This window comes from Acinetobacter sp. V102_4 (assembly GCF_031799005.1).
Taxonomy (GTDB): domain Bacteria; phylum Pseudomonadota; class Gammaproteobacteria; order Pseudomonadales; family Moraxellaceae; genus Acinetobacter; species Acinetobacter calcoaceticus.
Map to the genome: position 1 here is coordinate 176,891 of NZ_JAVQNR010000053.1, position 18,547 is coordinate 195,437.

The following is an 18,547-nucleotide window of genomic DNA, read 5'->3' on the forward strand; positions in this document are numbered from 1 at the left end:
AAAAAATATATCTAAAAAAAGGATGGCTTAGCAGCTCCCATCGCATATGTACTAAACCATCCAAACTGGTTAATACAGTTTCTTTTGCGGTGGACCCGCAAAGTTTAATGGTCCAATCGAGTTCATATCGAGCTCAATTACCGTTGGTCCTTCAAATGCAACCGCCTCTTGAATGACAGTTTTAAACTCATCTGCACTACCGACTTTCCAGCTCTTCACACCCATTGATTCGCCAAGTAGTTTGTAGTCTGGTGTATGCAATTCATTGAAATACTGACGACCACCAAAGTAATTGTTTTGAATGCCACGCATTACTCCATAGCCACCATCATTCATAATCATTAAGACCATGTTGGTGTTTTCTTGCACCATGGTTGCAATTTCGCCAATGCCAAGCATTAAGCCGCCATCGCCGACCAAACCAATCACTTTTTTGTCAGGGTTAGCAACCGAAGCACCAATTGCAGTTGCAAGACCTAAACCAATTGCACCCGCGAGTGAGTGAATGTTTTGGTTTGGTGCTTGTACAGGGAATAAACGGCTGCCCCATGTACTACCTGACATGGTGATGTCACGTACAAAAATACCGTCTTGAGGTAAAGCTGCACGCAAGTGATCACAAATTAAAGCGTATTGATCGATTTGCTTACGCAGTGCATCAATTGCAGCTTGTTTTGCAGCAACTACAGCCGCATCGTAATCGGCATCAACTTTTGAAGTACCTTGAAGCTGTTCCAACACACGTGTTAAGACATCTTTGGCATCGCCACAAATGAAGTTGCGAATTTTGTAATTACGTTGCTGAGCCACTGGGTTAGCATCAACCTGAATAATGTTTTCAGGGAACTCAACCGAATAAGTTTTGGTTTCATTACTACGTAAACGAGAACCCAATACAACCATTAAGTCAGCATCTTTTAATAACTGCTCAACCGCTGCCGAGTTGTGGAATGCACCTAAACTACGTGGATGATCATCTGCCAATACGCCACGACCGTGTGTAGATGACACAACCGGAATACCTAAATCTGCAATTGCTTTAACTTCAGCAACACTATTTAAAGTTCCACCGCCAATCCAGAAAATTGGGCGTTTTGCTTTTTTGATTTCACTCACAAGAAGATCAATTTCAGCTTGATCCGCTTGTGGTAGTTGCAATGCTTTGACTGGCCCAAGATTAAGTGGCAAATCAATTTCTGCCGCTTGTACATCAATTGGCAATTCAACACTTACCGGCCCCATTGGAACAGTGGTTGCCACACGGATGGCTTCACGGATTACACCCACTGCATTGTCTGGACTTGTAATACGAAATGCCGCTTTGCTTGATGCGCGTAAAAACGTAAGTTGGTCTTTGGTTTCGTGAATGAAACTTGCATCACGGTCAAGATATTCGCGTTCAACCTGACCTGTTAAATGCAATACAGGACTACCCGCATTCATCGCTTCAATCAGTGAACCAACCGCATTACCAGCGCCAGCACCAGTACTGGTCAGTGCTACACCCAAGCCTTTAAAGCGTGAGTGTGCATCTGCCATAGTTACCGCACCCGCTTCACCACGAGCAGCAACAAAACGCATTTTTTCACGGCGTCCTACTGCGTCGGCAATAGGTAAATTGTGAATGGAAATAACACCATAAATACTATCAACTTGGTGCGCTTCTAAAACTCTTGCGATTGCTTCGCCTACATTTACACGTTCAGTCATGTCTGTTCCTCAAAATTTGTTTTCAGTCCTTGAATCTATTAATCGCACCAAGGGTTAGGCTGTTCATTCAGCCCCATATAAATACTCTTTTGCTGCATGTACGATAAAATGCCCAAACGGCCTTTTTCGCGCCCGATACCACTGTCTTTAAAGCCACCAAACGGCGCACTAATCGAGAACTTTTTGTAGGTATTAATCCACACTGTTCCCACTTCTAACACACGGGCAATACGCCAAGCTTTACGGTAGCTTTCAGTCCAAATGCCAGCTGCAAGACCAAAACAACTGTCATTGGCTTGAGCAATTAAATCTTGCTCGTTGTCATATTTCATGACGACTAAAACAGGGCCAAAAATTTCTTCCTGACAGGTTTGGGCACTATTACTTAAACCCGTAATAATAGTGGGTAAGTAATAACTTCCTTTGGCATAGTCACCAGTGGTTAATGCTTCGCCACCAACCAAAACCTGACCACCTTCGCTTTTGGCAAGTTGCACATAGCGGTCAACCGACTGCAAATGTTTTTCATTTACGAGTGGCCCTAAATGCACACCAGCTTGTTCTGGATGGCCCACACGTAAGCCTTTGGTTATTTCAACCAAACGCGTTAAAAACTGATCGTAAAGACTGCTATGAATAAACAAGCGAGAGCCTGCGATACACGCTTGGCCTGCCGAACTAAAAATACCGTACGCTACACCTTTGGCAGCAAGTTCTACATCAGCATCTGGCAGAACGATTGTTGGTGACTTGCCACCTAGCTCAAGCGAAGTGGTAATGAGTTTTTCCGCTGCAATATGCGCCAAATGACGGCCCGTGGTCGTTCCCCCTGTAAAAGAGATTTTACGAACCAACGGATGTTGAGCAATTGCATCGCCAATTACCGAACCACGACCAACTAACACACTGAGTAAGCCTTTTGGTAAACCTGCCTCTTCAAAAATTTTGGCAAGTTCTAAAGCAATCAGTGAGGTTGCTTCTGCTGGTTTTAACACCACTGCATTTCCTGCTGCCAAAGCTGGGGCAAGCTTTTGAACTTCACTCGCAATTGGAGAGTTCCAAGGTGTAATTGCTGCCACAACGCCTACAGGTTCATGCACGCTCATGGTCATAAAGTCTGGAGCACGTTGAGTGGTTAGCTCATCATTCAGCGTTTCACATGCCGCTGCAACATAACGTGCAGTCGCCGCAGCGCTCATCACTAAACCACGAGTCTCAGTTAAAGGTTTACCGTTATCGCGTGTTTGTAATTTTGCTAATTCATCTGCACGCGCTTCAATAATGTCTGCAACTTTGTAAAGAATACGTGCGCGCTCATGCGGCAAGCTGTTTCTCCAGTTGGGTTGACGCCAAGCTTGATCAGCCTTTTCAATCGCTTCATTCACATCTTCAAGCGTTGCAGTCGAAATTTCTGCATTGACAGACTGATCTGCCGGAAACAGGCTTTGGATGACCGCACCGCGGCCCAAACGCCATTCACCTGCAATATAAATTTCCTTTGCCATGATCAAATCCTTCTTAAATCTGTATTGCTTCTACACTGTTGCGACAAGCACGAATCACACTAAGCGCAGCCAAAGTTGATGTTTTCGGGTTACTTGCTAACGGCACGCCAACCAGTTCAATGGTCATTTGCCCAAAGCCACCTTCTGCCACGATGGTGTGCTTGTTTTTGTTGATGGTTGGATCAACGGTTAACTCGACCATGGTTTCATCCATTCCAAGCCCAGCAAGTGCAATCGTTGCAGCAACGTTGGCATTTGCCGGAAATTTCATCGCAGCTTCACGAGCAGTTCCTGTAAAAAAGACCGTAGCTTCAGACACATGATCTAGATCGACCAATTGTTCTGCATAACTGCCCTTCCAGCTTTTTGGACTTTTACAGCCTTTGTAAGTGACTTTTTGCAAGCCACCTTCTTTGGCTGCTGAAATACCGTCAATGCCAGCAATGGCACCTGCGAGTAAATGCAGATGGGCATTATTTTCTTCAGCTGTTTGTTTGAGCTGAATCAGAAAATCACTATCAGCCAAAGTTCCAACCGAAATCAGGCCTATGGTCCAACCTTTCGCTAAAACCTTTTGAGCATGCTCTTTCACAGCTGCTTGACCTGCCACCTCAATGACATAGTCTGGCGCACCATCACATTGCTCAATATCTGAAATCACCTGAATCTCTGAAGACACTTGTGATTGAACTTTTTCAACGCTACGAGACGGCACGACAATCCATTTCAGTTGCAAATCTTGAGGCAAGTGAGCATGCACTTCTGCTGCCATTGCGCCAAAACCAATCATCATCAACTTTTTCATGACAGCACCTGATATTTATAAATGTTTATTAAAACCACCTGAGACATCGAGTGCCGCACCTGTGGTGTACGATGCCAATGGAGATGCCAAGAAAACTAAAGCACGGGCTGGTTCTTCAGGGCGGCCTAAACGCTGCATTGGAATACCGCGGTTTTTAGCAATATTGCCTGTCCATTCTTCCCATGACTGGTTTAAGTCTGAGCGAGTTTCATAACGGCGTTTCCACTGCGCAGACTCGACCATTCCGAGTAAAATCGAGTTCACACGAACACCATACTGAGTAAACTCATGAGCCAAAGAATGTGTGAGATTCAACAACGCCGCTCGTGCTGATGACGTGGCAATCATGTGTGGCTCTGGTTGTAACGCCAGTAAAGAGTTCACATTGGTAATCGATGCATTTGCAGAGTGTTTTAAATCTTCAAGAAAAGCCCGAACCGGATGTAAAACACTGAAATACTTCAGCTCAATTTCTTTCATCCAGTCTTCATCTTGCGTATTTTCAAAATTTGAAACGCGGCCTTGTCCAGCATTGTTAATGAGCATATCAACATTGCCCAAATTGAGTTTTACGTCTTTGGCAAATTGTTGAACTTCTTCTTTTTTCAACACATTACATGCTTTGGTAAAAATATTGGCATGCGGATATTTCTCTAAAATATAGAGCTTTGACGCATTCAAGCGCTCTTCATCGCGACCACACCAAGCTACTTTTGCACCCTCTGCAACCAGTATTTCAACAGCAGCCAGCCCAATCCCAGAGGAGCCACCCGTAACAACTGCAACTTTTCCTTCAACTTGGAAGCTCATAATCCTTAATCTCTCTTACGATTGTTCCTGAATCGTCAACATAATTTGGTTAAATGCTTGCGGTTGGTCGACATAACTTAGATGTCCTGCATCTTGGATGATGTAGTGCTGTTCCAACTGCAATTCCTGAGCAAGCTCTTGTATACCTAACGCAGGAGTGATTTGATCTTGCTGCCCTGCAATCACTGTGCATGGGACTTGTAAATCTGTTAAATAATTACGTATTTCGTCATAGGCAAGTAAGTACGATGCATGTGTGAAACCTTTTAGAGTCAACTGTTGCATCACCTCTGAAACTAAAGCTAAGGCTTGTGGTTCTTGTTTATAAATCAAATGAGGCCCACGGCTTTCTGCCATACCTTTAGCGCCTAACTCTTTCAACATTTTTGGTCTTTTTTCAAAAACCTGAATTTGTGTTTGTTCATCGTGGCGTTGGTAGCCTTGAGCCAAATTGGCGATCACCAAATGCTCTACTTGCTCTGGGTAAAGTGCAGCAAATGCACTCGCCTGTAAGGCGCCTAATGAGTGGCCAACAACAATTGCTTTTTCAATTTTTAAAACTTCAAACAGCGCTGCCAAACGCTTTGCATAATCGGTAGCATTCGGCTGATCAGTTAAAAGTTCATCTGATTTGCCATAGCCCGGTGCGTCCCAGGCAATGACATGAAAATGATGAGACAGCACTTCAAGTTGGTTCACCCATGAAGCAGAACCTGAACTAATGCCATGTAACAGCACGAGGTATTCGCCCTGACCGGCTTCTCGATATGCTTGTTGCTGGCCTTGAACAGTCACCGTTTTAACCGGAAATTCTGCTAACTTTTCAATGAGTGTCATCATTTTTATTCCTTTCCCTTAACTCACGTCATCAAACGATTAACGTTTGATTTGAGACAATGGATGCTCTGGTGGATAGTTTGGAATCGTCGGTTTGCCTGTTCCCAACATCACACACATCAAGGCATCTTCTTGACCTGGGTTAAATAGACCACGGTAGATTCCTGGTGGAATTGAAATCAGGTCACGTTCTTTTAAACGGGTTTCGAATTTTTCGCCGTTGTGCTCAATGAACAAATCAATTTCGCCGCGAAGCATAAAGAAAACTTCTTCAACGTCGTGGTGAATGTGCAAAGGACCTTCACACTGTGGTGGCAACACCATGGTCGAAAACGTAAAGTTTTCTGCTGGTACAGTGTTACCGTCATTTGCAACACCTGTTGCGCCTGTACCCATATAACGCATTTGAGCACGGCGATATTTCGGGTCGTAATCGGCTTGGAACTTCAAAGCCTCAAAGTCATATTTACGTGTCTCAAAGCGAGCAATACGTGTGTTTAACCAATCTTCTAAAGAAGAATTTTCTGGTTGTGCCCACGATTCGAATTGTTGTGTAGTCATTTTTTAAACTCCTATACAGTGAATTAATATCGTTTTAAAAGAGGAACCAAGAAAAATGACCCGATGACAGCGACAGCAGCCAAGAAGGTAATTCCTAAATTAAAACTATGTGTTTGCATCACGATGTAACCGATAAGTACAGGTGCAATTGCACTTGCAAAATTACCCAAACCGTTAAATATTCCGCCCGCAGTCGCCCCTACATTTGAGGTGGTTACTTTTGCAAGCAGAGCAAATACAGCAGCCACTCCAAAACCCCAAGCCATCGCACTTAAAGACATCGCTGCAATAATCAATAATGGCTCGGTCATGATGACCATCACATACATGAAAATGCCTGCGAGTAATAAGCCGCTAAATACTTGAATTGCACGGCGACCTAACTTGTCAGATAAAAACGCACCGATGATTTCGCCAATTAACATGGCAATGAATGGAAAGCTTGAATACATTCCAAATTCTTTGAGGTTGAAGCCTTTGTCTTGCATTAAGTAAGAAGGAACCCAGCTGTTTAAGCCCCACAAATAAGTCATCAATGCAATGTTAAAAAGACAAACCAGCCAGAACGCTCTATTGCTCAAAAGTATTTTGGTATTAGCAATATGGCCTTTGAAATTGGTACGTTTGCTCTCGCCATCAATTTCGACAGTTTTCTTGAGTTGCAAATTACGCAAACCGAAAACAATGCTAAAAATAGCGATTAGCGTTAACCCAGCCATCACAAAAAAAGTGGTATGCCAGTCATGGTGTGCCAAAACATTTGCCGTGATTGGGAACCCAAGGAATGCACCAATTGGTGTTCCAAGTAAGAACATAGTTGAAGCACGTGCTTGCTGACGGTCTGTATATGTCTGTTTTACAATGGTATAAGCCAAGGCAAACAACGGACCTTCTGCCAAACCTAACAGCACGCGTAAAATCAACATGCCTGAATAACTGGTGGTAAACCCCATGCAAAACATGAGTAAACCCCATGAAGTTACGCTCCAAAACAGCATTTTCTTTGGGTTAAAAATGTCACCCAAAAAGCTTAGAAAAACTGATGAAAAACCATAAGCAAGTAAGAAACTTGTCATGAGCCATCCCAGTTTGGCCTTATCTTCAGCAATTCCCATTGCACTTTGGAAATGAGGATCTGAAAATAAAACCGCAATACTAATCTTGTCGAAAAATGCCAGTACCACACACACCATAAGGACAAAAGCAGGTACCCAATGCTTTAATCCACTTTTTTCTTCATTACTCATGTGTCATTCCTTCGATTTGGTAATGAGAACCAGATTTAATGTTTACGGTTTTAACTTCATGACATTAAATTCAGAATCTTCTAACAGTTTTGGGTCTAAAACAGTGTTGGCTTGCATCCAACGTTTTGCCAGTTTGACCAGTTTAGAATCATTAATGGCAATCATGTTCAGCAAACGATTTTCATGGTCCAGATATAAATAACTCACCTGATCCTCACCACCTTGGCGAATCACCAACTCTTTCGCTTTTTCAGGTTGATACGTACCTAAAATCTGAATATTGAAGTGGTACTGATCAGACCAGAGCCATGGAATATCTGTATATTCAGTATCAATACCCAGCATCGACTTCGCTGCTGCAATTGCCTGATTTTGTGCATTTGCCCAAGATTGAATGCAATAGCCCAAACCCGGATGAATCGCGACATCGCCTGCGGCATAAATGTGTTGATCTGAAGTTTGTCCAAAGCAGTTCACCACAATGCCATCTTTCACATCGAGGCCAGCATGTACACCGAGCTCTTTAGCGATTTCGGCACCCGCACCCACCACCACACAGTCAAACAACTGACTATTTTGTGGATGGTTTACCACTTCAACTTTCTGATGAGGTGCTTCAACCAGATGAAGGCTCTTGCTGTCTAAATGAATTTTTGTGCCTTGGGTTTCATGCATATTTTTTAAAAATGCAGAGACTTCTGGACTCACGCTTCTTGCACATAAACGGTCGCCATATTCAAAAATATGAACGTCTTTACCTTGCTTACGCGCAGTTGCCGCAATTTCAAGCCCAATCCAGCCGCCGCCAATCACAGCGACATTCTTTGCATGCTTTAAAATTTCAGCCAAACGTTCACAGTCATGTACATTACGTAAGGTCACAACATTTGGAATGAACTGCCATGTATTCACTGGCACACGAGCACGGCTTCCAGTTGCAATCAGTAATTTGTCATAGGGCAAAACCTGACCACTTTCGAGATGAACCTGTTTTTGTTCACGATCGACTTTTGTTGCGATTTCCGGTTTGTGCCATTGAACGTTGAACTCTTGAACCTGCTCATTAGAAAACAGATTCAAACTTTCATAAGTTGCTTCTTTTGAAAGTACTTGCTTAGACAGTGGCGGACGCTCATAAAACACTTGATCTTCATTTGAAACCACGTGAATTTCGCCCACATAACCATTTTGGCGTAGTGTGCTTACTGCCCAACCCGCTGCCTGTCCGGCACCTACAATTACGATCTTTTCCATAGCCATCTTCCTTGTAAAGCAATACCTGTTAAACAGGCTTCACCTGACGGCGGGTTGTGTCATCAAGACCACCCTCAATCGCCCACTCGGTGAAAAGCTCTAGACGATGTTCTTCTACACGTGGCTGCCATTCTTCTGTCAAATAATCATCGTTGGTGTAATATTCAAATGCACCGCCTAATGGTGAGTTGACGTACCAAAAATAAGCTGAAGAAATTGGGTGACGTCCCGGTCCAATAAAGGTTGACCATTCCGAACGATTCATATTTAAACCGCCCCCAATCACCTCATGGATATCACGTACGACAAATGCAACATGATTTAAGCCAGCTGGTTTATTTGGAACACTAAGCAAGAATAAATCATGGTGATAACCTTTACCGCGGCAACGTAAGAATGCACCGCGATTTTTGTAGGCATCAGACAAATGAAAGCCTACTTTTTCAATATAGAAATTTTCAGTTGCTGCTAAATCTGGTGTGAAGAACACGACATGTCCAATCGCAACAGGTTGACCTTTTTCATAGACAGGACTTGCCGCATTCACACGTTGAATATTGCCGTATTGATTAATGCCTTCCGTTTTAAGTTCTTGAACATCTTTCACAAAACTTTGTTCAAAACGAATGGTCATACCATTTGGGTCAAGGCACTGAACTGTATTTTCAAAACGCTTAAAACCATTTACATCAGCTAAACGACCAGCCAAGTCTTCAAGGTCTTGAGCATGATCAACACCCCAAGTGACTTCACGTAAAGTTGAACCTTGCTCAATCGCAGGTGGCAAACGGTCATCATCACAATTAAATAGATAAATCTTGCTACCATTTTGAGTCTGATATAAATCAGTGCCTTCAATATCAGAAGCACTTTGGTTTAAACCAAAATCTGCTAAAAACTTGTTTGAAGTGGCTCTATCTTCAACTCCAAACTTTAAAATCTCGATCCCTGTAATCATTTGACTACTCCTTAGTTAAAGACAAAACCGCCATTGACCGGAATATTTTGACCTGTCACAAAAGAGGACAAATCCGACAGTAGATACAATGCTGTCCCATTTAAATCTTGTGGAAGTTGCTGACGCTGAATTGCTCTTCCGTTGACATATAAATCGTGACGTTCCTGCGGTACATATTCAGTTGCTTCAACCAAAGTCAGACCTGGAGACAATGTGTTGACACAGATATTGAACTGCCCCAACTCTCTTGCCATCGAACGTGTCATGGCAAAAATTGCACCTTTACTTGCCACATAAGCCATCAGGTTTGGTGCCCCCCATAAAGCAGTATCTGATGCAACATTAATAATTTTGCCAGCAGCCGACTGCTTTAAGTGTGGAACGCATGCCTTACTGATCAGCCATGTGCCTTTTACATTAATATTCATGACCCGATCCCAAAGTTCAGGATCATAATCAATCATATTTTTTCCACCTACATTGGTTGCAAGCGCTGCACAGTTCACAAGGCCATCTAACCCTTTTAACAGCTCAACACTTTTTGCTACCGCATTTTCAATCGAGGTCGCATCGGCAAGGTCAACGGTGACCGCATGAACATGAAGTCCTTGTTTCTGTAACTCTTGTGCTTCTTGTTGAACGAGCTCAGACAAAATATCTGCCATTACAACCTCAGCACCAGCTTCAGCAATCGCTTGGGCGAAATCTCGCCCTAAACCACGTGCAGCGCCAGTCACTAAAACTTTTTTGCCTTGCAGCAACGCTACATTAGCCATGAGCTTCTTCCTGCATCTCAATACGGTTTGATGCATTTAGCGCAGCAATTTTCTTTAATTGCTTTTCAGCTTCTTTTTTCATTAAACGGCGTAAACGTGCAAGACCCACATCGTGTTGATAGAGAAACTCTTTTTCACGCGCATTTGGTGCAAGGTTTTCTAAAATAATGCGGTCTTGTTCCAACACATCCCAATGCAACTGTTCTAAGTGATTGCGATATAAGAAACGCCATACATTACGTTGCCAGCCACTTACTTTACGGCAGCGCCAGAAAAATACGCGGGTATTCTTGGCATCAATTGGCGTTGCATAACCCACAATCCAGAACTCGCCACCCGGACCAAATTGTTTACGATACGGAATTGAAAGACGTAACCAACTTGCACCTGTCGAACCATATTCAACCCAGTCGAAGTTCACACCCGTTTGGCCTTCTTTTTCAAAAACAAAGCCATTATCTGTAGTACGATGCTTCATCTCTGCGGTACGTTCACCATCTGCCATTGAATGTGATGTCGCGTGTAAATATGTACCGTGCATTGGGTCCATCACGTTATCAATCGCATATTGATGGTTTACTTTCCAGTCGGCTTGGCAAAGGAACGCACTCCACTCTTCGCTTGCAAGTTGCTCTGGGAACTCAAGCGGTTTTGGCTGTTCATTTGCGTCGATACCAAACCAAATAAAAATTGCGCCATGCTGTTCACTAACTGGATAGCTTTTTAAGCATTTGGTTCCTGTCATTGGGCATTCGTGAACGGCTGGTACATCTGCAACCACACCATCAGCACGAACTTCAACACCGTGATACCAACAAGCAACTCGATCACCTAAGTTCCAGCCTAATGAAAGACGAGCACCACGGTGCGGACAGCGGTCTTCAAGTGCGTTTACCTGACCTTCGGCATCACGCCAAACCACAATGTTTTCACCCAAACGGGTAATTCCGACCGGATTGGCAGCCACTTCCCAACTTGCTAAAACTGGATGCCATTGATCACGTAAACCGAGTTCTAAATATTCTTCAGCGCTTTGTGAAGCTGATACGATTGCGTTCATTTTATTCTTCCTTGAATTAATAACCTAAACGTTGCATTTCTTCTGTAAAGCTCGCAGAAGTCCATTCATCACCAGATTCACAGCGGAAACCCTGCTGATTAAGTGCAGAAACAACGTCATCTAATGCTGTTGCGCCCGCAGAAAATGCTTGAATCAAGTTCTTTACAAAGTCTTGTTCGTAGACAGTTGGTTCTTTATAACGTGTTTGCCAAACCAACAATTCAGATTGACCAGGAATTTGAATATTGTTGATACCTGCATCGGTTGCCGGCGTTGCATGAATCCAGCTTGCCAACTTTTCATTAAATGTCTTCATTGTTCTGCTTCCTTGTACCTGTGAGGACTAGAGTTGAATTTGAATATCTTGTCCTTCAACACGAACTGGGTACGTACATAGGTTTCTACATCCCGGTCCACTTTTTAGCTCACCTGTCTGAATGTCAAAAATTGCTTCGTGCAATGGACATTCGACAGTTTGATCTTCGATAAATCCTTCGGTTAATAAGGCATATGCATGAGGGCAAACATTTTCAATCGCAAAGTAATTTTCATCGACGAAAAATACGCCAATTTTCTTCCCTTCAATTTCGATGGCTTTCGGCTCATCTTCACTAACGTCACCCTGCTGACAAATTGAGATCCAACTCATACCTTGCGTCCTCATTTTGTTTTATATACAAAACATAATTTGATTTTCAAAACATGAGCTAAGCATAATACCCTTGATCATTTTTTGTCAAAGTAAAAATAAATAGATAATTCATTAGTTTAATGAATTTTAAATATTTTGTTACGTTTCGAACAAGAAACAAAGTTTTAAATATAAAAATTGTTTTATGTATTTTTAACAATTACAATAGTTCTAAAATAAAGCAGCATGCCCCAAATTGAACCTTGTTTTATTTATAGGAAAATGACACGAATGAGCCTAACTATTGAAGAAGATTCGCAAGAATCAGAAACAACAAAAAATGATGATCGATATTTAGTACCTGGTCTTGTACGGGGTTTAGCCATCTTGCAAGCATTTAACCAACAAGCACAAGAAATGACGATTACAGAAATCGCTGAAATTTTAGAAGTGAACCGTTCTAGTGCATTTCGTCTAATCTATACACTCGAATCTTGTGGCTATTTAAGAAAAGCTTCTCAAAAAACTTATGCACTTGATTCAAAAGTCATGGAATTAGGTTTTAACAGTTTATCTAAACTTTCATTGCTCGATTTATCGACGCCTTTAATGAAAGAACTACGTGATCAAACCAAACTTGCTGTGCATCTTTCTATTTTAGAAGGCACACATATTGTCTTTGTAAATAATATTCAGTCGATGGGAACCTTCACGAGTAACATTAGCTTAGGTACTCGCTGGCCTGCCCATGCAACCGTAATTGGTCAAATGTTATTGTCTGATTTACCTGAAACTGAAGTACGTCAGCGTTACCGTAACTTTGATGATTGGGATAGTTTTTCTGAACTGACTCCAACCAATTTAAAAACCTTATTGCAAAGATTAGTTTATGTAAAAACACAAAAAACGATGGTGAGCTGGGGTCATTATAATCATGATATGGCAGCCTGCGCGGCACCTATTTTTAAACAGTCAAATGGCAAAATGGTCGCTGTTATTTCAGTGAGTTGCCCAATTACAACTTATGATGAAAGAACGTTTAAAGAAGATATCGCAAGCCTTGTTGTTGAAACAGCAAACAAAATTTCCAAATTTATTTATTAAAAAAAAGCGACGTTAAGTCGCTTTTTTTTGCAATTTTATTTTACAAATTAAAAATTACGCTTAAATACGTTCCCATTCATATCTTGAAAAATAACTATCGAATGGTTTTCTTTAATATCAAACTTTAAATACTGCTGTTTAAATTGTACAACGGCATAAAACTCTTCAGCACCGTCATCTAACCCTGTAGCAGACACCTGAGTGCCTTGTGGAAAATCCTTGAGCCATTCAGCATTATAAAAATCTGACACTGAATTAAATTCACAATATTTTGCAGGCTCGGCCATTATTTTTGCGGCAATTTGATCAAACTGTTGCTGTTTATAACCATCTAAGCTCAACAACATGACCATTCTCCAAACTAAATCGGCTCAGAAGATAAACTTTGTTTCTTTTTAACCTTTTCCCATTGATACCAGCCATAAGCTGCCATTAGAACAAAGGCAGCATATAAAGCGGCTGTTAAAAATAAATCTTTATAGATAAACATGCCCACGTAAATAATATCGACAAAAACCCAAAGTACCCATGTGGCAATATGCTTGCGACTAGTCCAATAGGTTGCGAGCAAACTAAATGCGGCAAGCTGCGAATCGAGCATTGGCACAGCTGCATCGGTAAAGTTTTTAAGAATCAAACCAAAGAGTAAGCCACCTACCGCCGCAATAATCATTTGAAAAATTGCTTTTTGAACTGCAATCGGTTCAATACGAATGTCGTGATCTTGCTGCTTTCCCTTAAACCAGTAGTAAAAACCATAAAAATTTACGACCATGAAAAAGAACTGTAAAATCGTTTCACCATAAAGCTTAAATTCGTAGAACAAATAAGCATATAAAACAAAGGCAAAGAAATTAAACAGCCAACACCACATATTCCTAATAACAGTTAATCCAACTCCAATTAGGCTAATCAAGACTGCAAAAATTTCTAAAGGTGACATAAGAACAGCTTCTTATAGAGATCAATTCGACGAGGTATTATGAGAAAAATATCAGGTTAAGCAAACTGCTAATTTGAAATCAAAAAATCTGTGGTTCATGCTTGAATATAATTTGTACTTTTCTATTTCTGTGTTATAAAAATATCATCTATATTTTAATATACTTATCATGTTTTTATCTAAAGCCCATTTATGTCTGGCTCACCAATTCTATGCCTTAGAGGTCAATGTCTCTATGGCCGATTGGCGACGTCTTTATTTTAGACAATCTGGCGCTTCGGATGCGAAAATCGAGATATTTAATTTGTAATATATCCCCTGATTTTCATCACAAGCCGCCATAAAACGCGGCTTTTTTTATGCCCTTTTAAAACACAAAAAACCAAACTTTCTGGAGCTTTATATGAAGCCGTTATTTGAACAACAGAGTATTTCTACCCCACAGACTCAGCCGGCTGTAGCACCCTCTTTAACTCCAACTCGCCTCGCTACAGCCGGCCAATTTATTGCTGTCGTCATTATTTGGTCGCTTACCCCACTCGCGGCCGTCTGGACAGTACAAGAAATTCACTGGGCATGGGGGTTATTTATTCGATTCAGTTTGGCGATTCCAATAGCCTTAATCTGTCTACGATTTTTTCGTTTAAAACTCATCTTTAGTAAAAAAGCTATTTTAAGTTATTGTGCCGGAGCCATTGGCTTATTTGGTTCTATGGCCTTTTGCTATATGGGCGCAGATAAAGTCCCCTCTGCCATTATTTCAATTATTTACGGTACTTCTCCGTTAGTGTCTGGACTCATCAGCTCTTTTTTATTAGGACGTGAACGTTTTTCGGCATGGCAGTGGCTTGGGCTGGGTATCGCTCTTGTCGGGATGAGCTTTACTTTAGGATTATCTTCATCAGGTTTTCAGCTCAACCGCATCGGTATTATGTTAGAGCTGATTGCGATGCTGTTTTATGTATTGTCGACTTTTGCTGTAAAATCTGTCGGAGCATATATTCCGCCAATTACACAAATGACAGGTGCTACCCTTGTTTCATGGGTCGGTTATATATGCCTGTTACCTTTCTTTTGGTCACATCTTCCAACTGAATTTCCGAGCCTTAAAATTTCAATAGCGGTGCTCTACAGTGCAGTCTTTTCATCTGTGCTTGCCATGATTTTTTATTATCAACTCATTAAAGTCCTACAACCGACCACTGTGTTGCTCATTACCATTATTACTCCAGTTTTAGCTGCATTTTGGGGAACATGGTTCAACCATGAACAGCTCAGCTCACATCTTATTTTAGGTTTAACCCTGTTATGCCTAGGATTACTGATGTATTCACGCCGTCCAACATAATGTTCTATAACCTGATTGAGGCCACTCATCAGGTTATTATCCCCCTCATATTTATATTAATCTTAAGAATAAAAGTTTAGTTTTATTTTAATCCCTCTTCTATTTTTGTTTACGAAGTAATCAACAAATTACATTTGACAGTTTTCTAACGATCGTTTAAAAACTTATTAAAGACAAATAAAGGACATCACGACATGTCAAATCAAGAAGGAAAAGTTAGCCGTGAAACTCGCGGACATATTTTTTTAATTGGACTAGATCGGGCAGCAAAACGTAATGCCTTTGATAGCCACCTGATTAAAGATTTATCACTAGCGCTCACCGAATATGAAAATAATGATGAGCTGCGCTGTGCAGTAATATTTGCCCATGGTGAGCATTTTACTGCTGGATTAGATCTGGTTGAGTTACAACCTAAGCTTGCCACAGGTGTTTTTGATTTTAGTGATGAAGAAGTAAACCCTTGGGGCACTGTGGGTCGAAAACTGAGTAAACCTTTAATTGTTGCGGTACAAGGCTATTGTTATACCGCTGGTATTGAACTCTTTCTAAATGCAGACATTGCTTTAGCAAGTGAAAACACTCAGTTTGCGCAAATGGAAGTTCAGCGTGGAATCTTACCTTTTGGTGGGGCAACAGCACGTTTTACTCAAGCCGCAGGTTGGGCCAAGGCCATGCGCTATTTACTGACAGGTGACCCTTTTGATGCAAAAGCCGCATTGGATATGAACCTGATTACAGAAATATGCCCTGAAGGTACGGAGCTCAACCGTGCAATAGAACTCGCTGAACATATCGCTCAAGCTGCACCACTTGCTGTAAAAGCAACCCTTGCCTCTGCACGTGAAGCCATCAATGAAGGTTATCACGCTGCATTTAGCCAGTTACAAAATCATCTTCATCCCTTATTAAAAACTGAAGATGTACAAGAAGGAGTTTTTGCCATGTTGCAAAAAAGACCTCCTGTTTTTAAAGGTAAATAAGGCTTCATCAAGCAAGAAAAATAAAGAGAAAAGCAATGCAATTAGCAACTCAAACGAATGATCAGCTTAGCCAAAATGTACAATTTTCAGCTTTAGATGGCTATCAACTGGGTGGCACTCGTTACTTTACGACGACAGCAGCTAAAGCCAATATTGTCGTTGCTGGAGCTACTGGCGTACCACATGAATTTTACCGTCGCTTTGCTGAATATATGACGCAATATGGTTATCAAGTATTCACCTTCGATTATCGAGGTGTGGGGAAATCGAGTCCAAAATCTTTAAAAGGATTTGATATGTCTTATTTAGACTGGGGACAATATGACTTAGCAGGTGCCATTGAATATTTATCACAAGAACCCCTACCCCTTTTAATGGTGGGTCACTCTTACGGCGGTCACGCATTAGGGCTATTACCTAATCATGAAAAATTATTGGCCTGCTACACGTTTGGCACTGGGGCTGGCTGGCACGGCTATATGCCGTTTAAAGAACGTTTTAAAGTTCAAGTGGTCTGGAATATTGTGTTTCCTCCTATCGTCGCTGTGACAGGTTATTTGCCTTGGAGCAAATTTAATATGGGTTCTGACTTGCCATTAAATGTGTATAAACAGTGGCGCAAGTGGTGTAAAAATCCTAAGTATTTTTTTGCTGACCCAGAACAGCAACATTTAATTGAACAATATGCTTCTGTCAAAACACCAATTTATGCAGTATCGGCACTTGATGATGATTGGGCTTTACCCGCTTCTTGTCGTGCATTTATGCAGCATTATCGACAAGCTCCGGTCACATACATCAGCCTTCAACCTCAAGATTTTTCTATGAAAACAATTGGGCACATGGGCTACTTTAAAAAAGGTGCCGAACACATCTGGAGTAAAATCGGTACTACTTTTGATAATTTGGTACAAGCCTGATTTATGTTTTGGATAATTTAAGATGAGACCGCAAAAACTTGCGAAAGAAGAATTGCTCAAGCACTGTGCTTTGCAGTTTAAAACCTATGGTTACGCAGGCACCAGTATGGACATGCTGGCAAAGGCTTGCGGTCTAACCAAAGCTTCTTTTTATTATTATTATCCAAACAAGGAAGCACTATTGCTTGAAGTGCTCAATAGCACTCATCAGTATTTGATTCATTCTTTATTTGGAAATACGGTAAATTCTGAACTCTCTGCAATTGAACGTTTTGAGCAAATGCATGAGCGTGCTATTCATTTTTTTACACAAGGTGTTAACGGCTGCTTAATAGGTATCATTTCTATGGAAGCAGCATATGGCTCACCTAAAATTTTAGCCAAAATACGCAGCATTTTTCATGACTGGCAACGTGCGATCCAGTCTATTTTTGCGAAGTGCATTTCTCAAGATCAAGCAGAGATTTTAGCAAAACAAAGTATTGCTGATTATGAAGGTGCGATCTTGATGTACCGTGTCACCCATGATGAGTTTTATATTAATCAAGTCAAACAACGTATTCTTGGATTTCTTAGTTCATAAATAATAAAGCCCACTTCAAGTGGGCTTTATTTGATTAATCAGGCTTATTCAACTCTAACGATTTTACCTAGTTCATCGTGGTGAACGACTGTAATTTTTTGGCTACGTCCCTGCTCAATTTCATGTTCAGGTAAATCAAAATAGCGTGCATAATCATCAGTCTGTTTCATTTTAAGCGCACTACCACCGACACGACGCTCAGGTAGCACATGGCTCCACAACAATAAACAAATTGCACAAGCAATTAATGCTGTAAGGCCATGTTCAATTCCTAAACCAAAGGCACTAAATAAGCGGTGTACCAAATGAGTTTTTTGTAGTTCAACCAATAGCCATACAAACACGAACGGACGCCACAACAACAACCAAACCGCCCACATCATCGCTGTGCTTGTTGTAGAAGCATAGCGTTTATGCCATGGTAATTGACGGCGTAAATCAATAATCAACGAATCTGTCTTCATTTCTCTCTTTACCTAACGGAGTGCTGTGGTTTTTCCCCAGACATCAAT

At 41.4% G+C, this 18,547-nt stretch carries 21 protein-coding genes; 5 read left to right on the forward strand and 16 right to left on the reverse strand.

The window, feature by feature from the left end; genetic code table 11:
- Positions 1–69 precede the first annotated feature (69 nt).
- From RMB13_RS21240 to RMB13_RS21300, 13 genes are read right to left on the reverse strand one after another with little or no spacing between them, the layout of a single operon-like run.
- Positions 70–1,710: a thiamine pyrophosphate-binding protein gene (locus tag RMB13_RS21240; protein WP_017388723.1), complete on the reverse strand. Its 1,641-nt coding sequence runs from the start codon at positions 1,708–1,710 to the stop codon at positions 70–72.
- Between the two features lie 38 nt (positions 1,711–1,748).
- Positions 1,749–3,215: an aldehyde dehydrogenase gene (locus RMB13_RS21245; protein WP_311086298.1), complete on the reverse strand. Its 1,467-nt coding sequence runs from the start codon at positions 3,213–3,215 to the stop codon at positions 1,749–1,751.
- A 13-nt stretch (positions 3,216–3,228) separates the two neighbouring features.
- Positions 3,229–4,020 (reverse strand): aspartate dehydrogenase, encoded by a 792-nt coding sequence (locus RMB13_RS21250; protein ID WP_017391722.1) that lies wholly within the window; start codon positions 4,018–4,020, stop codon positions 3,229–3,231.
- A 15-nt stretch (positions 4,021–4,035) separates the two neighbouring features.
- A complete protein-coding gene (locus tag RMB13_RS21255; protein WP_003653108.1) occupies positions 4,036–4,830 on the reverse strand; it encodes an SDR family oxidoreductase in 795 nt (264 codons plus the stop codon).
- A 15-nt stretch (positions 4,831–4,845) separates the two neighbouring features.
- The gene (locus RMB13_RS21260) at positions 4,846–5,670 is read right to left on the reverse strand and encodes an alpha/beta hydrolase (protein ID WP_311086299.1); all 825 of its coding nucleotides are present in this window, start codon (positions 5,668–5,670) and stop codon (positions 4,846–4,848) included.
- Between the two features lie 36 nt (positions 5,671–5,706).
- Positions 5,707–6,228, reverse strand: a complete 522-nt coding sequence (locus RMB13_RS21265) for a cupin domain-containing protein (protein WP_003653112.1) — start codon at positions 6,226–6,228, stop codon at positions 5,707–5,709.
- 23 nt (positions 6,229–6,251) lie between these two features.
- Entirely contained in the window at positions 6,252–7,475 is a 1,224-nt protein-coding gene (locus RMB13_RS21270) for an MFS transporter (protein WP_311086300.1), read from the reverse strand.
- Between the two features lie 42 nt (positions 7,476–7,517).
- Positions 7,518–8,729 (reverse strand): FAD-dependent oxidoreductase, encoded by a 1,212-nt coding sequence (locus tag RMB13_RS21275; protein ID WP_311086301.1) that lies wholly within the window; start codon positions 8,727–8,729, stop codon positions 7,518–7,520.
- Between the two features lie 28 nt (positions 8,730–8,757).
- Positions 8,758–9,687 (reverse strand): VOC family protein, encoded by a 930-nt coding sequence (locus RMB13_RS21280; RefSeq protein ID WP_281831368.1) that lies wholly within the window; start codon positions 9,685–9,687, stop codon positions 8,758–8,760.
- An 11-nt stretch (positions 9,688–9,698) separates the two neighbouring features.
- On the reverse strand, positions 9,699–10,463 hold the full coding sequence (locus RMB13_RS21285; RefSeq protein WP_069122453.1) for an SDR family oxidoreductase: 765 nt from the start codon (positions 10,461–10,463) through the stop codon (positions 9,699–9,701).
- On the reverse strand, positions 10,456–11,523 hold the full coding sequence (locus RMB13_RS21290) for an aromatic ring-hydroxylating dioxygenase subunit alpha (RefSeq protein ID WP_311086302.1): 1,068 nt from the start codon (positions 11,521–11,523) through the stop codon (positions 10,456–10,458). Before RMB13_RS21290 ends, RMB13_RS21285 begins: the two co-directional genes overlap by 8 nt.
- A 16-nt stretch (positions 11,524–11,539) precedes the next feature.
- Entirely contained in the window at positions 11,540–11,839 is a 300-nt protein-coding gene (locus tag RMB13_RS21295) for a recombinase-like helix-turn-helix domain-containing protein (protein ID WP_003653124.1), read from the reverse strand.
- Between the two features lie 27 nt (positions 11,840–11,866).
- Complete coding sequence (locus RMB13_RS21300) at positions 11,867–12,172, reverse strand: non-heme iron oxygenase ferredoxin subunit (protein WP_003653126.1); 306 nt, start codon at positions 12,170–12,172, stop codon at positions 11,867–11,869.
- A 273-nt stretch (positions 12,173–12,445) separates the two neighbouring features.
- On the opposite strand from RMB13_RS21300, the gene RMB13_RS21305 reads away from it, so the two are divergent.
- On the forward strand, positions 12,446–13,258 hold the full coding sequence (locus tag RMB13_RS21305) for an IclR family transcriptional regulator (RefSeq protein ID WP_003653128.1): 813 nt from the start codon (positions 12,446–12,448) through the stop codon (positions 13,256–13,258).
- A gap of 47 nt (positions 13,259–13,305) precedes the next feature.
- Here the strand turns inward: RMB13_RS21305 and RMB13_RS21310 are convergent, their stop codons facing one another.
- Both RMB13_RS21310 and pnuC read right to left on the reverse strand, forming a co-directional pair.
- Positions 13,306–13,605 (reverse strand): hypothetical protein, encoded by a 300-nt coding sequence (locus RMB13_RS21310; protein ID WP_209830190.1) that lies wholly within the window; start codon positions 13,603–13,605, stop codon positions 13,306–13,308.
- 14 nt (positions 13,606–13,619) lie between these two features.
- Positions 13,620–14,201, reverse strand: a complete 582-nt coding sequence (gene pnuC, locus RMB13_RS21315) for a nicotinamide riboside transporter PnuC (protein ID WP_311086303.1) — start codon at positions 14,199–14,201, stop codon at positions 13,620–13,622.
- A 403-nt stretch (positions 14,202–14,604) separates the two neighbouring features.
- Between pnuC and RMB13_RS21320 the strand changes: the two genes are divergently transcribed.
- From RMB13_RS21320 to RMB13_RS21335, 4 genes are all read left to right on the forward strand, one after another.
- Positions 14,605–15,549 carry a DMT family transporter gene (locus RMB13_RS21320; protein WP_311086304.1) on the forward strand — a complete coding sequence of 315 codons (945 nt, stop codon included), beginning with the start codon at positions 14,605–14,607 and terminating at the stop codon, positions 15,547–15,549.
- Positions 15,550–15,743: 194 nt separating this feature from the next.
- A complete protein-coding gene (locus tag RMB13_RS21325) occupies positions 15,744–16,532 on the forward strand; it encodes a crotonase/enoyl-CoA hydratase family protein (RefSeq protein ID WP_311086305.1) in 789 nt (262 codons plus the stop codon).
- Positions 16,533–16,567: 35 nt separating this feature from the next.
- The gene (locus tag RMB13_RS21330) at positions 16,568–17,452 is read left to right on the forward strand and encodes an alpha/beta fold hydrolase (RefSeq protein WP_311086306.1); all 885 of its coding nucleotides are present in this window, start codon (positions 16,568–16,570) and stop codon (positions 17,450–17,452) included.
- A gap of 22 nt (positions 17,453–17,474) precedes the next feature.
- A complete protein-coding gene (locus RMB13_RS21335; protein ID WP_311086307.1) occupies positions 17,475–18,035 on the forward strand; it encodes a TetR/AcrR family transcriptional regulator in 561 nt (186 codons plus the stop codon).
- A 44-nt stretch (positions 18,036–18,079) separates the two neighbouring features.
- On the opposite strand, the gene pgaD is transcribed toward RMB13_RS21335, so the two are convergent.
- Positions 18,080–18,499: a poly-beta-1,6-N-acetyl-D-glucosamine biosynthesis protein PgaD gene (pgaD, locus tag RMB13_RS21340; protein ID WP_005042345.1), complete on the reverse strand. Its 420-nt coding sequence runs from the start codon at positions 18,497–18,499 to the stop codon at positions 18,080–18,082.
- Between the last annotated feature and the right edge of the window lie 48 nt (positions 18,500–18,547).